Annotated in this window: 18 protein-coding genes; 11 read left to right on the top strand and 7 right to left on the bottom strand. The window is 42.0% G+C overall.

Annotated elements, in window-relative coordinates; translation table 11 throughout:
* Positions 1-4: 4 nt before the first annotated feature.
* Positions 5-151, bottom strand: coding sequence for a YtzI protein (gene ytzI / locus MHI20_RS07775; protein ID WP_017358370.1), 147 nt, complete (start codon positions 149-151; stop codon positions 5-7).
* Between the two features lie 131 nt (positions 152-282).
* On the opposite strand from ytzI, the gene MHI20_RS07770 reads away from it, so the two are divergent.
* The 4 genes from MHI20_RS07770 (at position 283) to MHI20_RS07755 (ending at position 1,950) form a co-directional block, all read left to right on the top strand.
* Complete coding sequence (locus MHI20_RS07770; RefSeq protein ID WP_007501934.1) at positions 283-720, top strand: Dps family protein; 438 nt, start codon at positions 283-285, stop codon at positions 718-720.
* A gap of 124 nt (positions 721-844) precedes the next feature.
* Positions 845-1,036 (top strand): hypothetical protein, encoded by a 192-nt coding sequence (locus MHI20_RS07765; protein WP_008342942.1) that lies wholly within the window; start codon positions 845-847, stop codon positions 1,034-1,036.
* Positions 1,037-1,193: 157 nt separating this feature from the next.
* Positions 1,194-1,598, top strand: a complete 405-nt coding sequence (locus MHI20_RS07760; RefSeq protein ID WP_340937462.1) for a phage holin family protein — start codon at positions 1,194-1,196, stop codon at positions 1,596-1,598.
* Between the two features lie 43 nt (positions 1,599-1,641).
* A complete protein-coding gene (locus MHI20_RS07755) occupies positions 1,642-1,950 on the top strand; it encodes a hydrolase (RefSeq protein ID WP_203143573.1) in 309 nt (102 codons plus the stop codon).
* Positions 1,951-2,143: 193 nt separating this feature from the next.
* Here the strand turns inward: MHI20_RS07755 and MHI20_RS07750 are convergent, their stop codons facing one another.
* Together MHI20_RS07750 and MHI20_RS07745 are read right to left on the bottom strand one after the other, a co-directional pair.
* Entirely contained in the window at positions 2,144-2,926 is a 783-nt protein-coding gene (locus tag MHI20_RS07750) for an AIM24 family protein (RefSeq protein WP_340937459.1), read from the bottom strand.
* 22 nt (positions 2,927-2,948) lie between these two features.
* Positions 2,949-3,602 carry a TerD family protein gene (locus MHI20_RS07745; protein WP_041506525.1) on the bottom strand — a complete coding sequence of 218 codons (654 nt, stop codon included), beginning with the start codon at positions 3,600-3,602 and terminating at the stop codon, positions 2,949-2,951.
* 246 nt (positions 3,603-3,848) lie between these two features.
* On the opposite strand from MHI20_RS07745, the gene ytkD reads away from it, so the two are divergent.
* Entirely contained in the window at positions 3,849-4,325 is a 477-nt protein-coding gene (gene ytkD / locus MHI20_RS07740) for an RNA deprotection pyrophosphohydrolase (RefSeq protein ID WP_041093357.1), read from the top strand.
* A gap of 30 nt (positions 4,326-4,355) precedes the next feature.
* Here the strand turns inward: ytkD and MHI20_RS07735 are convergent, their stop codons facing one another.
* The 3 genes from MHI20_RS07735 to MHI20_RS07725 are packed head-to-tail and all read right to left on the bottom strand — an operon-like array spanning position 4,356 to position 6,924.
* Entirely contained in the window at positions 4,356-5,102 is a 747-nt protein-coding gene (locus tag MHI20_RS07735) for an ABC transporter permease (RefSeq protein WP_411339652.1), read from the bottom strand.
* Between the two features lie 34 nt (positions 5,103-5,136).
* Positions 5,137-5,907: an ABC transporter ATP-binding protein gene (locus MHI20_RS07730; RefSeq protein WP_008342956.1), complete on the bottom strand. Its 771-nt coding sequence runs from the start codon at positions 5,905-5,907 to the stop codon at positions 5,137-5,139.
* Between the two features lie 15 nt (positions 5,908-5,922).
* Complete coding sequence (locus MHI20_RS07725; protein WP_041093363.1) at positions 5,923-6,924, bottom strand: ABC transporter substrate-binding protein; 1,002 nt, start codon at positions 6,922-6,924, stop codon at positions 5,923-5,925.
* Between the two features lie 173 nt (positions 6,925-7,097).
* Here MHI20_RS07725 and MHI20_RS07720 point away from each other — a divergent pair, with 173 nt between their 5' ends.
* From MHI20_RS07720 to MHI20_RS07695, 6 genes are read left to right on the top strand one after another with little or no spacing between them, the layout of a single operon-like run.
* Complete coding sequence (locus MHI20_RS07720; protein WP_340937453.1) at positions 7,098-7,826, top strand: carotenoid biosynthesis protein; 729 nt, start codon at positions 7,098-7,100, stop codon at positions 7,824-7,826.
* Positions 7,795-8,541 carry a lysophospholipid acyltransferase family protein gene (locus MHI20_RS07715; RefSeq protein WP_249855636.1) on the top strand — a complete coding sequence of 249 codons (747 nt, stop codon included), beginning with the start codon at positions 7,795-7,797 and terminating at the stop codon, positions 8,539-8,541. The genes MHI20_RS07720 and MHI20_RS07715 overlap by 32 nt, the downstream gene beginning before the upstream one ends.
* Positions 8,526-9,653 carry a glycosyltransferase gene (locus MHI20_RS07710; RefSeq protein ID WP_047945238.1) on the top strand — a complete coding sequence of 376 codons (1,128 nt, stop codon included), beginning with the start codon at positions 8,526-8,528 and terminating at the stop codon, positions 9,651-9,653. The genes MHI20_RS07715 and MHI20_RS07710 overlap by 16 nt, the downstream gene beginning before the upstream one ends.
* Entirely contained in the window at positions 9,650-11,131 is a 1,482-nt protein-coding gene (locus MHI20_RS07705; protein WP_182489240.1) for a phytoene desaturase family protein, read from the top strand. Before MHI20_RS07710 ends, MHI20_RS07705 begins: the two co-directional genes overlap by 4 nt.
* Before the next feature lie 26 nt (positions 11,132-11,157).
* The gene (locus MHI20_RS07700) at positions 11,158-11,952 is read left to right on the top strand and encodes an alpha/beta hydrolase family protein (RefSeq protein ID WP_340937445.1); all 795 of its coding nucleotides are present in this window, start codon (positions 11,158-11,160) and stop codon (positions 11,950-11,952) included.
* 39 nt (positions 11,953-11,991) lie between these two features.
* Positions 11,992-12,234, top strand: coding sequence for a DUF2584 domain-containing protein (locus MHI20_RS07695; protein ID WP_017358362.1), 243 nt, complete (start codon positions 11,992-11,994; stop codon positions 12,232-12,234).
* Positions 12,235-12,293: 59 nt separating this feature from the next.
* Here the strand turns inward: MHI20_RS07695 and MHI20_RS07690 are convergent.
* Positions 12,294-13,444 (bottom strand): IS3 family transposase gene (locus MHI20_RS07690; protein ID WP_340937443.1). Its coding sequence is split into 2 segments (ribosomal slippage): positions 12,294-13,171 and positions 13,171-13,444, totalling 1,152 coding nucleotides; the frame shifts between segments, so codons are not numbered across the junction.
* Positions 13,445-13,475: the final 31 nt, after the last annotated feature.

The raw sequence follows: 13,475 nt of genomic DNA, 5'->3' as shown, positions 1-13,475 counted from the left end.
GGTTTTATTTTGGGTTAGGACGTTGGTTTGGTTCAGCATCCTGTGGTGAATCGACTTTATGCTTGTAATCATAAGCCTTTGATGTCGTCCACAGTGATAAAAAGACAACGATTGAGATAATGATAAAGCTGATAATCCCAAGTAACAGCATCTAACTCCCTCCTTATTTCCATATTAACATATATTTCATGCGGTCAAAATAGAAGAAAATGATGGCAGGTTTCAGTATAATAAAAAAAGGGTAATCCCATACTAAACGCAACTACATAAGGAGGAATCAACATGTCTGAAAAATTATTAAACGTCGTCAATAAACAAGTAGCAGATTGGACTGTGCTTTACGTAAAATTACATAACTATCACTGGTATGTAAAGGGAAAAGATTTCTTTACACTCCATGAAAAATTCGAAGAATTATATACAGAAACAGCCACTTATATCGATGATTTGGCTGAGCGTATGCTCGCATTAAATGGACAACCTGTTGCGACAATGAAAGAGTGCTTGGAAATTTCTAGCATTCAAGAAGCGGAAGGCAATGAATCAGCCGAGCAAATGGTGAAAAATCTGTATGATGATTTCTCTAATATTGCAGAAGAACTTAAGCGAGGCATGGAGCTGGCTGCAGAAGTTGGCGATGAAACAACAGGTGATATGCTGCTTGCAATTCATCAATCCATTGAAAAACACAACTGGATGCTAAAAGCATACTTAGGATAAGCGAATGTGAAAGGAATGTCGATCATCAAACAGATCGGCATTCTTTTTTTGTGGATTTGTGACAGACAGCCCATTGAATTGATGGGGCTTTCAGCCGAAGAGAAAAGGGAAGGGAGGGGAGAAGATGTCCTCAATTGCAGGAATGATGAGCCAGCAAGTGGCGAGTATTCAAAAAACACTTAATATCAGTTTATTGAATTCACAGCTTGCCACGAACACAGCCCAAGCCATGGTGATGCTCGATCAAGTGCAGCAGCAGCCTCAAGCTGTTCAGCCCAAAGATTCAGACGCTACGTTTATTGATGTCAGAGTTTAACCAAGAAAGCCGCCGTCACAGGCGGCTCTTTTTATGCGCTTCACGAATTTTTTGAACAGCTAACCATGCCTTTATTTTTTGTCGTCCAAGCTATTCATCAAATGCGGCATATACTATTGAGGTAAGAAGTTCCACTATGAAAGGATGTTGATGCCAAGTGAGCAAGGATTTAGGCATCTTTTCGTTGTTTACAGTCAGTTTGTCGGCAATGGGCTTTCTGTTTGGTGGAGCAGGATATTTACTCATGATATTAGTGACACTCATGGCTATAGAATTAATTTGTTCAAGCCTAAGAGAATCTGTGATTGGACAACTTACGATGAAGCGTTTTTTGACCAGGCTTGTTCGAAAGGTTGTGACGATCTCTTTAATATCCATGGCACATTTCTTTGATGTCATGCTGAAGACTGGGGGGACAATTAAGGATTTAGCGCTCATCTTTTATATTATTTATGAATCGTACCAGATTGTCTCAACAGCCAGAGCTCTCGGAATTCCCATTCCACAGTTGTTTATTGATGTGTTAGACATGATTAAAAATAAATTGCGCAAAAAGCCGTAATTTCTTCATATCTGGTCATACTAAAGGAAAAAGGATGAATCAGATGGCGAGACACACATACTATGTATCCGTTCAAGACGGATCAATCTCACAGCACAGAGACGCGGCTGCTTGGCAATTTCAGATAGAAGCAGATGATGACCAAATCTTGCAGTTAAGAGAGTATTTTGATGAACAATATATGACAGATTGGAAAGGTTTCTTTCGGGCGCATGTTCCATTTCTTGAATATCATTATGATAGTCCAAACGACGAAATGGACAGGAAAAGAAAAGAAATTTACTCCATGATTCATGATCTCGGTAACGAAGAGACAAAGAACTTTATTGAGACCAATGGACTGATGAAGTGAAAAAGCATGTAGACAAACCCTCGCATTCTTTGTCAGGTGCTCATGAATGTGAAATTCGCTCCGCGTCAGTACTCGTTTTTCCTAGACTGCAAAGGTTTTCTATCACGCTGAAAAGAAGACAAAAGGCTAAAAGAAAGTTCATTTTAGCCTTTTGTCAACGATCTGAAAGTATGTAGAGACATTCTACATGCTTTTATTTTCGAGGCTGTAAGATACCGCCGATTAGATCACTGATTCCGCCTCTATTTTCCTGCTGTGAGTTGGTGATTTCGTGTGAGGTACTCTGACTCTGGGGTTTGTACCGGTTATCATCTATCCCGATCCGCATTCCAGATGTTCGTTCAGATGGCTGGATAATCACAATTTGGTCCTGTTCATGAAATTCAAACAAGTAGGATTCGCCTGATGTTTGTCCAATGAACGTTTTCCAGTTCACATCTAATTTGACTTTCGGTGCTTTGCCCGTCCAAGCGACAATGGCGTCAGGATCTACACGGCAAGGTGCTTTCAAAATCAGCGGGTTTCCATTTGTTTTGATGGCAACCTGCGCCCCGTGACCTTGATACGAGAGCTTTGAAGTAAATAGCCCTTTCTGTGATAAAATCCCAACGCCTACTGGTGTCACGCCATAGTGACATTCTTCAGTAAAGGCAAGTAAATCTTCACTTTCCACGCTAACATGTTGCCAAGGACCGTTCGGCTCAAGATTGATGACGGTCACATGCTCGCTAGAATCAGCCAAGTAGCAAGTGCCTTGTCCACTCACTTCCATCATCTCAAGGTTTTCACCTGTTAATTTTCTGCTAATATGATTAAATACTTGGCTGACAACATTTCCTTTATTCGTCCCAAGTAATCGTTTACGGTATTGAAATGTACCTTGATCGGCAATCATCGCGCCTTTTTTGGCAAAAAAGATCCCGTTGCCTTCTGCTTGTAAGGTCAGTTCTTCGATCGTGTTGAAATGAAATCCCATTTGTGCCAGCTCCTTTCCTTTGTCAAGATGTGAATCCGTAGATGCGGCATAGGTCGTTTAAATCAAGGGTCGTACCTTGTCCGGTTGCGGTGATTTTCCATTCGTTCTCAACTCTCGTTAGTTCAGCACAAATGATGGATGTACAAAATGAATAATCCTCTGTTAACTGAAAGGTACAAATCTCCTGTTGTGTGATTTGATCTGAAAGGCGCAAGTAGGCATTGGTCACCTGTCCAAAATGGTGTGCCCGCTCGTGTGCATCATGTATCGTGGCTGTTACGACGATTTTCTGAATATCGGGTGAGACTCTGCTCAGCTGCATAATAATGATCTCATTGTCCCGATGGCCTCCGCCGACCTGATGATCACCTAGATGGCGAACAGCTCCATCTAAGCTTTGCTGCTGATGATAATAGATCAGGTGTTTTGGAGACAGAAGCTTGTCCTCTTCATTTAAGAGAAACACTTGCGTATCTAAATCAATTGGCTGACCAGATAAGTCCCAGCCAAGTCCGATATGAATTTGATCTACATTTGGATTGTCTTTTGTTAAATCTAACTTTTGTCCTTTCATGAGGTGTTTCTTCACTGCCTCAAGAGAAGCGTCTTCTTTCTCATGTGGCCTCATTGGCCATGCTTTGTTATTTTCTTGTTTTGATCCATTTGTGATGCTCATGGTGGTTTCCTCCTCGTCTGTGTAGGACAAACACTTATTGATTTACGTCATCATGGGCAAAAGGTTTCATGATTAAAATGGGATGAGGATGGAGATGATAAAAAGGTTTTAGCAAGAATACTTATTTTACATACAGACGAGATAGAAGCACTCGTTTGTTTCACTTTTCATAAAAATTCTTCAGAGAAATGTGATCTGTGGTATGATGTTTTACAAGAAGCAAGGACAGGATATGAGGGATTTCAGATGCATGTATTTAAAGATTATTATCATAATACGGTCAAGCTCTCTTTTGAAGAGCAGCCTTTTTCAAGTCATCCTAAGCATGTTTGGGCTATTTGCCGCTATCAAGGAAAATGGCTACTTACTGAACATGAGGATCGAGGCTACGAGTTTCCAGGAGGGAAAGTAGAGCCAAATGAAGAAGCAGATCAAGCCGCTATACGAGAGATTCACGAAGAGACGGGTGCTGTTGTTCGTGAATTAACGTATATTGGTCAATATCAGGTGCTTGGCAGAGAGAAAGTCATTGTCAAAAATATTTATTTCGCCGATATTGAAAGGCTCGTCAAGCAGGACACGTATTTTGAAACGAAAGGACCCGTTCTTTTCGCAGACTTACCAAGATCCATCGCAAAAAATAAAAATTTCAGTTTTATTATGAAAGATGATGTCTTAAGGAAAAGTATGGCTTATTTAGAAAAGAACGGTTTGATTCGTTAAAAAAAGCGTAGGGAAATGACCCTGCGCTTTTTATTTTTGCAGAAAACGGCGTTCCAGCCATTCAACAAGCTGATACATGATGGTGGCGAAGACGGCGATAATGAAAAGACTTAAGAACACGAGTGTAAAGTTGAAGACTTGAAAGCCATAGATGATCATATAGCCGAGTCCTTTTGAGGAAACAAGGAATTCTCCCACAATGACCCCAACCCAAGAAAGACCAACATTGACCTTAATGGCAGAGATCATCGTTGGAATACTTGCTGGTAAAATGACCTCACGGAAGACCGTTCTTTTTTTCGCGCCAAAGGTTTTCATGACTTTTAAATAATTCTCATCGACTTCTTGAAAGGCTGTATAAATGACGATGGTGGTAATGATCACACTGATAATGGCACCCATCGCGACAATGCTGATCATGCCTGGTCCAAGGGCAACAATTAAAATGGGGGCGAGAGCGACTTTCGGCATCGCATTTAAAATAACCAAATAAGGATCAAGTACATTTGCAAGACGGGTGGACCACCATAAGGCGGCGGCTAATACAATGCCGCAAAAAGTACCAAGTAGAAAGCCGAGCACTGTTTCAAATAGCGTAATGCTCATATGATTAATTAATGAACCATCTGATAATTTTTGTACAAACAATTGGCAGACGGCAGATGGTGAACTGAAAATGAGCGGGTCAATCAGTCTGAAATGGCTCGCAAGCTCCCAAAGTGAAAAGAAACTGGCGAAAATGATCAACTGGTAGACTCGCGTCATGCGTTTTTCCATTCGAACTTTTTTTCGATAGGCTTCATGTAAAAGATCACTGTGTTTCAACTGTCTTCAGCTCCTTCCAAATCGTTTGAAAGAGCTCTTGGAAACTTGCTGTCTGTCTCGCTTCAAAAGGAGAGAGCGTCCTCAGATCATCGGGAACGGTAAACATTCGCTGGATAGAGCCGGGATGCTTTGAGAATAAGAAAATACGATCACTCATCGCAATGGCTTCGCCGATGTCATGCGTGACAAGAACAGCCGTTTTTTGGTAGTTTTTTAATGTGTGAAAGACGAGATCTTCTAATGTCAGTTTCGTCTGGTAATCTAGTGCTGAAAATGGCTCATCTAGCAGAAGCAGACCGGGATCAACTGCAAGCGTTCGGGCGAGAGCCGCACGCTGCCTCATCCCGCCTGACAGCTCCTTCGGGTATTTTTCTTCGACATCATTGAGTCCAAGCTTTGGCAGTAAGCTAAGGGCAGCTGAGGTGGCTTCATGTGAATCTTGTTTTGCAATTTTTAACCCGAGAATGACATTTTCCTTGATCGTTTTCCATGGGAACAAATAATCTTGCTGGAGCATATAACCGATTTGATGCTCCTGTTGATTCGGTTCTTTTCCTTCGATTAAAATTCGACCTTCAGAGGGTGGCGTAATGCCTGCGATGATGGAAAGCAAGGTTGTTTTCCCGCAGCCGCTAGGACCAATAAATGAGATGAATTCACCTTGAGTGATCTCCATATTGATGTGCTGTATGGCCGTTGTTTTTTCTTTTAAAGAGAAGTATGTGTGGGTCACATGGTCAATTTGAAGGAAAGACATGTGCTACCTCCTGTTCTATTTGTGATCTGTGACCTTCTTGGCAATGGATGAATCGACAAGTTGTTTGTACGGGATAAATTCCGGCAGTTCACCACTTGCCTTCATGATTTCCTGTAATTTGTTCCATTCCTCTTCATTTAGAAGGGGATCTGTTGCATAGGAGTTCTGCTGTTTGTAACGTTTGATAGCTGTTGATAAGACATCAAGGTCTGTATCAGGAAATTGAGATTGGATTGTCTTGGCAATCTCCTCTGGGCTCTTTGTTTTGACCCATTTTTGCGCTTTGTAAATGGCACGGGTAAAGGCTTCAGCTGTCTCTTTGTTTTCTTCTAAGTAACTCTTCTTTGCCATAAAGGTGGTATAAGGCACCTTGCCGGAAGCCTCACCAAAGGAGGCGGTAATGTACCCTTTGCCTTCTTTTTCAATTAAGGAAGCTGTCGGTTCGAATAACTGTACAAAATCGCCAGTTCCAGAGGAAAAAGCACCTGAAATGTTGGCAAAATCAATATTTTGAATCATGCGAAGATCTTGTTTCAAATCAATGCCTTCTTTTTTCAGGACATATTCACCGACCATTTGCGGCATGCCGCCTTTCCGTTGTCCGAGAAAGTCTTTTCCTTTCAATTGATCCCAAGAAAATTGATTGATTTTTTCCCTTGAAACAAGAAATGTACCGTCTGTTTGTGTCAGCTGTGCAAAGTTCATGACAGAGTCTTTCGTGTCTTGTGCTTCCACATAAATAGAAGATTCAGATCCGGTCAGAGCGATATCAGCGCCGCCGGATAAGAGAGCTGTCATTGTTTTATCGCCGCCCCAAGTGGTTTTTAATTCAACCTCTAAGCCTTCATCTTTGAAAAATCCTTCGGATAGGGCGACATAAAGCGGTGCATAAAAGACCGAATGGGTCACCTCGGCTACTTGTACGGTCTGCTCTTGGTCTTTTTTACAGGCGACAAATGGAATAAAGAGCAGGACAACGAATATGAATGCCAGTCTGACTTTAATGGAACGATTCAAGAGTAATTCGCCTCCTTTGTTCTAGATCACTAATTAAAGTATGTCAAAAGGGATTTTTGGTGAGTGCCTAGATGAAATAAGAAGCGCATTGTTTATTTATAGAACGTGTCTTTTTTTCTATACTAGAAGCATGAATGCTTTCTTGAATTTGGCAGAAATAAAGGAGCGGTTTCGTGTATAGATTGAGTTGGGTATTTGTTGGTTGGTATGTAGTAGGTCTTATTTTAATGGTCTTTTTTGAAGTGCCGGCATGGCTTCAGTTTGCGAATGGTGTCTTTCTTGTGCTTTACGCCTGCTGCGTCATTGAGATTGGCCGAAATATTTACGGGGCATGGAGCTTTGTAATCGTAAGAGCAGCCATTGTGGGTGTGTTGACGTTTACAGTTGAATGGGTGGGGATCACAACTAATTTTCCATTTGGGGCCTATGATTATTATCCGACGCTTGGATTTCTTGTGGCGGGAGTGCCTTTGACGATCGCTTTTGCATGGGTTGGGGTGTTTTTAAATAGTCTTTTTTTATCAAGACAACAATCGAAGTGGAAACGAGCCGTCGAAACGGGTATATGGATTGTACTGCTTGATCTCATATTAGATCCAGTAGCGGCTGAACGAAAGTTTTGGGTGTGGTATGACGGCGGAGGTTTCTTTGGTATCCCTTTTGAGAATTTTGTCAGCTGGGGTATCATTGGAGCAGGACTTTCATTTCTGTTCCCGCTCGTATCAATTGATCAGCAGGCATTGCGCTGGAATGGGCGTATTTATCAGGCCATGGTGTTCTTCTTTGGTCTTTTAGCATTAAAGGGCGGGCTGGATGTCATTTTTTATTTAGCACTGATCATTGTCATCTTGTGTGAAGGAAGGGTTCGATTTGAAAGAAAGCGACAAAAACCGATCGTTTAGACGACTCTTTTATTTTTATCTTGAACGATATTTACTGAACAAACATTTTCGCTGTGTCATGATGAAAGGTACGGTTGACCCAAAGGAGAAGCATCCTGTTCTTTATCTTGCTAATCACAGTTCATGGTGGGATGGACTGATCATTTTTCTTTTAATAGAACAAATGTCTGAGCTGGATCATGCCATGATGATGGAAGAGAAGCAGTTGAAGCAATATGCTTTTTTTCAAAAACTTGGTGCATTTCCAGTTCATAAAGAGAAGCTGAAAAGTGTCAAGCAGGCATTAATGACCGCAAAGGAGAAGATGGAGGCTGGCGGGGCTGTGTGGCTCTTCCCGCAGGGGAAAATTATGCACCAAGACATAAGGCCGCTTGAACTGGAAGGCGGAGCTTCTTTTTTAGTCAGGCAATTTGAGCAGGTCGTCATCAAACCTGTGACGCTGCATTATACATTTAATCAATTTCAAAAACCGACGGTATCGGTTGAATTTGGAGAAGATGTCCTAGTAGCTGGCGGATCACTTCGGAGTAAGGAAGTAACAAGTTTACTCGGAGACCTGCTTGAAACACAGTTAAACGCACATCAAGCACAGGTTATTACTGATCCAGATTTTTCAACAAACGAACAATTTAGGCAGGTGACAAGGACAAGCCGGTCAACTAGTGATGCGTTTGATTCCTTTAAAAAGTGGGTGAAAACATGGCGGTCTTCTTAATTGTCATCAGTGTTTTGCTGCTCTGCCAATTGATGTTTACGATTTGGAATATGAAGCAATTTCCTGTACTCAAGCCGGCATCTCTTTCACCTGATGAACCCATTTCATTATCGATCCTCATTCCAGCGAGAAATGAAGAAAAACGGCTGGAAGCCTGCCTTCAGTCGATTGTTGATCAGCGTCTCCATCCGAAAGAGTTGATCGTGCTGGATGATCACTCGACAGATCAGACGAGAATGATTGCAGAGGGCTTCGCAGAGACATATCCATGGATTCGCGTGCAGTCAGGTCAAGTATTGAAGCGCGGCTGGCTTGGAAAATCATATGCTTGTTCCCAGCTTGCTGAGGCAGCATCTTCTGATTGGCTGTTATTTTTAGATGCAGATGTCCGCTTAAAACAAGGAGCTATTGAAGCGGTGTACAAGCAGTTATGCATACAAAAAACGGGCATGCTTTCAGGTTTCCCAGAGCAAAAAACGGGAACGCCTTTTGAGCATCTTGTCGTTCCTATGATGATGTTTACGATTGGCTGTCATCTGCCAGTGAAGTGGGTCAGAACATCTCAACATCCCGCTTTTGCTGCAGCACATGGCGGCTTTATTGCCATTGAAAAGAACTGTTATCACGAAATAGGTGGTCATGAAGCGATCAAGGATTCTCTTGTGGATGATATGGCTTTGGCTAAACGAGTGAAAGCGAAGGGCTTTCCGTTCACACTGGCAAGTATTCATTCTTTTGTCTACATGAGAATGTATGAGAGTGGACAGGAAGTATGGGAAGGATATCGGAAAAATTTGTTCCCGGGAGTGAATCGAAACATTGCTTTGTTAAGCAGTGTCTTTTGTTTATACTCCGTCCTTTATGTAGTTCCTGTTATTTGCTTTATGATCGCACTGATTCATTTTGATGTGGTCAATCTCTGTTTAGCCCTTCTTTGCTACGGGCTGGGTGTATCCATTAAAGCGGTCATTGATATCGAAAATGGAAGAACGTCTACGATGGCCTTTTTATTGCCTGTCAGTATCATGAGCCTGATTGCCATTGGTTTTGCTTCTATGAAAATTGGGCTGAAAAAAGAAGGCTATGAATGGAAAGGAAGAAGGTACGAATGAAAAAAGTGATCATTATTGGCGGCGGACTTGGCGGGTTATCGGCTGCGATTCGCTTACAGTCACGCGGTTTCCAGGTCACCATTTTAGAAAAAGAAGCTTCTTTAGGCGGGAAATTACAACGCCATCAAGCGTCTGGCTACTCTTTTGATTTAGGACCGAGTACCATTACAATGAAGGCGTATTTTGAGGAAGTATTTACCTCCTGTCATAGACGAATGGAGGATTATGTGACGTTTTATCCGATTTTCCCCCTTACTAAAAATGTTTTTTCAGATGGACATACGGTCGAGTTTACGCCAGATATTGAGCAAATGGAATCACAAATTGCAGTTTTTAGTCCAGAGGATGCACAGCAATACCGGGCATTTTTACAGGAATCGAAGAAGCTTTTTCAAATGGCAGAGGATCAGTTTTTAAATCGTTTATTATTGACCTGGAAGGATAAAGCGGATGTCAAGCTAATGAAAGCCCTTCTTGCTGTCAAACCTTTTACATCTGTTCAGCGCTTGCTGCGTCAATATTTTCGTCATCCTCATACATTGGCGATGTTTGGCCGGTATGCGACTTACATTGGCTCTTCTCCATACGAGGCACCTGCTATTTTTAATATGATGGCTTATTTAGAAGGAGAAAAAGGCATTTATGGTATTAAGGGCGGTACGTATCGTTTAGTTGAGGCATTTGAGACACTGGCAAAGGAATTGGGTGTCCAAATTCATCTCAATGAACCAGTCAAAAAGATTCATGTAAAGAATAAGCGAATCCAAGGAGTTGAAACAGATCAGCAGTTATATGAGGCAGATCAAGTCATTGCGGGGGCAGATGCACTGACTGTTTATCGTCAATTAATTGATGAAGAAGACCGCCCGAGCTTTGGAAATCAAAAACTGGCAAACATTGAGCCATCGTTATCAGGTTTTGTTCTTTTGTTGGGCGTCCCTAAAGTCTATGAACAACTGTCTCATCACAACGTGTTTTTTCCAGAGAATTATGAACAAGAATTCAAGGATATTTTTCAGAAAAAACAGCTTCCTCATGATCCGACGCTTTACATCTGTTATTCAGGTCATTCAGAGCCAGCTTTAAGCGGAGGGCCAGGAAGAAGTAACTTGTTTGTATTAGCCAATGCGCCATATGTGACAAAAGAACAAAATTGGGACATGCTAAAGGAGACATATGGCCAGCATATGAAAACAAAACTAAAGGAAAAGGGTCTCTTTGATCTTGACCAGCTTGTAGAATTTGAAGCGGTACAAACCCCGCTTGATTTGCAGCAAAAAACGGGAGCGTATCATGGGGCCATTTATGGCATGTCGTCAAACTCGTTCAAGCAGGCATTTTTTCGCATCAATAATCAATCAAAGGATATTGAAGGACTTTGGTTTGTTGGCGGCACAAGTCATCCAGGCGGCGGCACTCCGATGGTGACAAAATCAGGACAGCTCGTCGCAGAGGCCATTATCAAGCATTTGACGTAACACTGAATGAAAAGGAGAGAATTCAAGTGATTGTGGAAAAGAGAAGGTTCCCGTCGCCACATCCGCATATTCACTTATATACAGTGACATATGAGGCCGATGGACTTCGGATGAAGGGGCTGCTCGCTGAACCGGCCGGAGAAGGTCTCTATGACGGTTTTTTATATTTACGGGGAGGCATTAAAAATGTGGGAATGGTTAGACCTGGCCGAATTGTGCAATTTGCTGCGCAAGGGTTTGTCGTCTTTGCGCCCTTCTACCGAGGGAATCAAGGAGGCGAAGGGAACGAGGATTTTGCCGGAGAAGATCGGAAAGATGCATTTGCTGCATTTCAGCTGTTGAAACATCATCAAAAGGTGAAGCAGGAGCGCATTCATATCTTTGGTTTTTCCCGCGGCGGAATTATGGGCATATGGACCGCTGTTGAAATGAAGCATGAGGCCGCTTCCTTTGTGACATGGGGAGGCGTAAGTGATATGAAGCTCACCTATGAAGAACGTGTGGATATGAGAAGAATGATGAAGCGTGTGATAGGAGGTCCTCCGCATAAGGTACCAGAAGCATATGAGGCTAGAACGCCTTTGAATCATGTGTACCAAATTGAAGCACCTGTCCTAATCATTCATGGGGAGCTGGATGAGAATGTATCCATTGAGCATGCGTATTTATTAGAAGATGCCCTGCGTCAGCATGGCAAGTCTGTGGAAACATGGTATTTTCACGGATATCATCATTATTTCCCGCCACAGCATAACCGGGAGATTGTCAGACGGTTGACGACATGGATGCACAGCCGAAAAGGCGGAAATGTGGTAAAATAAACGGTAGAAAGAAATATAGAAAGTAGGGGGATTTTCATTATGGGAATGCCTGTTGAATTTAATACAATGATTGTCACAAAAGGAAAAGAGACAAGAATTGAAGAAAATGTGTTTGAGCTCATGAAGGAAGGGTACCGCATTTATCCATTAAATATTCCGCTTGAGGTGCGTAAAACGAAAGACGGAGAAAAAACGGGAACAGCACATGTTGAAAAGCTGGAGCTCACAGACAATATCACGAAGGTGACGTACCGTCTTGTGTCATTGCATTCAACGAACTAAAAAAGCTGAGGGAATGAATGGGACTGACCCCCGTTTTTGAGACAGGAATCAAAACACCTTTATACAGCCAATTGCCGATAGTTTATCGGTGATTGGTTGTTTAGTTTCGTTTGAATACGAATGTTGTTATAATAATAAATGTATTCTTTGACAGTGCGTTCTACGATGGTGGTCGTAGTGCGATCAATCCTGTTAAGATAGAACGTTTCGGACTTTAGTGAGGAATGAAACGATTCGATGGAGGCATTATCAGCGGGCGTCCCTTTGCGGGACATGCTCATGGTAATGCCTTTTATATGAACAGCTTTCTGATACTCGTAAGATGTATACACAGAACCTTGATCGCTATGTAACACGCAATTCTCAGGCAGTGCTGGGAGCTGATTAAGTGTGTTTAAGATAAAGTCTGTGTCCTGCTTATCACCAATCGTAAAAGCAATCACTTCTCCATTATATAAATCCAATATACTGGAAAGGTACAATTGTTTCTGTCCATAAGGCAAATACGTGATGTCCGTGACTAGTTTTTCAAGAGGGCGATCAGACTGAAAATTCCGATCCAGTATATTACCGGCTACGGCATAAGGCTGCCCACTCTTCTTACGCTTTTTCATTTTAACCCGGCATTGCCACTGGTTTTTCTGCATGATACGTTGAACAGTTTTATGGTTAATACGCATTCTCATTTTTAGTATGGCTGTGATTTTCCGATAACCATATCGATATTTGTGCTTTCGGCACAACGTGCCGATCTGTTTCTCTAGTTGTCTTTTAGAATGAGTCTGAGTCAAATTCTTTTTCCATCTATAATACGAAGTACGTAAGATGCCTAAATGGACACAGATGTCCTGTACCGTCATCGTTTTGCACAATTCTTCTACCAGTTTGATTGACGTTTCCTTATCAACTTCCTTTCCAATTCGTTGTACTTTTTTAAAACTTCATTCTGTTGACTCAAATAGCGATTTTCTGCCCGCAGTCTCTCTAATTCAGAAGAGTACTCTGGACCCTTTCCATAGGTATATTGTTTTCCAACAGGTTGTTCGAACCTGTGTGTATCCCCAGTTTTATGCCATCTCACCCATGTCTGAACCTGCGTCTTATTCTTGATATTCAATTCCTGCATGATCTCTTTCATAGGTACGCCTGCCAATCTCATTTCCACAGCCTTCTGTTTAACTTCAACCGGATAACTCACTCTTGTCCCCATAGAAAAAACACCTCCATGTTTTATTTCGGAT

It is taken from the genome of Bacillus sp. FSL K6-1106, assembly GCF_038005245.1.
GTDB classification, from domain to species: Bacteria; Bacillota; Bacilli; order Bacillales; family Bacillaceae; genus Bacillus; species Bacillus altitudinis.
This window is presented reverse-complemented; position numbering and strand designations above follow the sequence as displayed.

Bases quoted from the DNA above. Each gene is read 5' to 3' on its own strand.
- ytzI (WP_017358370.1), bottom strand. From the start codon at position 151: ATGCTGTTACTTGGGATTATCAGCTTTATCATTATCTCAATCGTTGTC.
- MHI20_RS07770 (WP_007501934.1), top strand. From the start codon at position 283: ATGTCTGAAAAATTATTAAACGTCGTCAATAAACAAGTAGCAGATTGG.
- MHI20_RS07765 (WP_008342942.1), top strand. From the start codon at position 845: ATGTCCTCAATTGCAGGAATGATGAGCCAGCAAGTGGCGAGTATTCAA.
- MHI20_RS07755 (WP_203143573.1), top strand. From the start codon at position 1,642: ATGGCGAGACACACATACTATGTATCCGTTCAAGACGGATCAATCTCA.
- MHI20_RS07750 (WP_340937459.1), bottom strand. From the start codon at position 2,926: ATGGGATTTCATTTCAACACGATCGAAGAACTGACCTTACAAGCAGAA.
- MHI20_RS07745 (WP_041506525.1), bottom strand. From the start codon at position 3,602: ATGAGCATCACAAATGGATCAAAACAAGAAAATAACAAAGCATGGCCA.
- ytkD (WP_041093357.1), top strand. From the start codon at position 3,849: ATGCATGTATTTAAAGATTATTATCATAATACGGTCAAGCTCTCTTTT.
- MHI20_RS07735 (WP_411339652.1), bottom strand. From the start codon at position 5,102: ATGGAAAAACGCATGACGCGAGTCTACCAGTTGATCATTTTCGCCAGT.
- MHI20_RS07730 (WP_008342956.1), bottom strand. From the start codon at position 5,907: ATGTCTTTCCTTCAAATTGACCATGTGACCCACACATACTTCTCTTTA.
- MHI20_RS07710 (WP_047945238.1), top strand. From the start codon at position 8,526: ATGGCGGTCTTCTTAATTGTCATCAGTGTTTTGCTGCTCTGCCAATTG.
- MHI20_RS07705 (WP_182489240.1), top strand. From the start codon at position 9,650: ATGAAAAAAGTGATCATTATTGGCGGCGGACTTGGCGGGTTATCGGCT.
- MHI20_RS07695 (WP_017358362.1), top strand. From the start codon at position 11,992: ATGGGAATGCCTGTTGAATTTAATACAATGATTGTCACAAAAGGAAAA.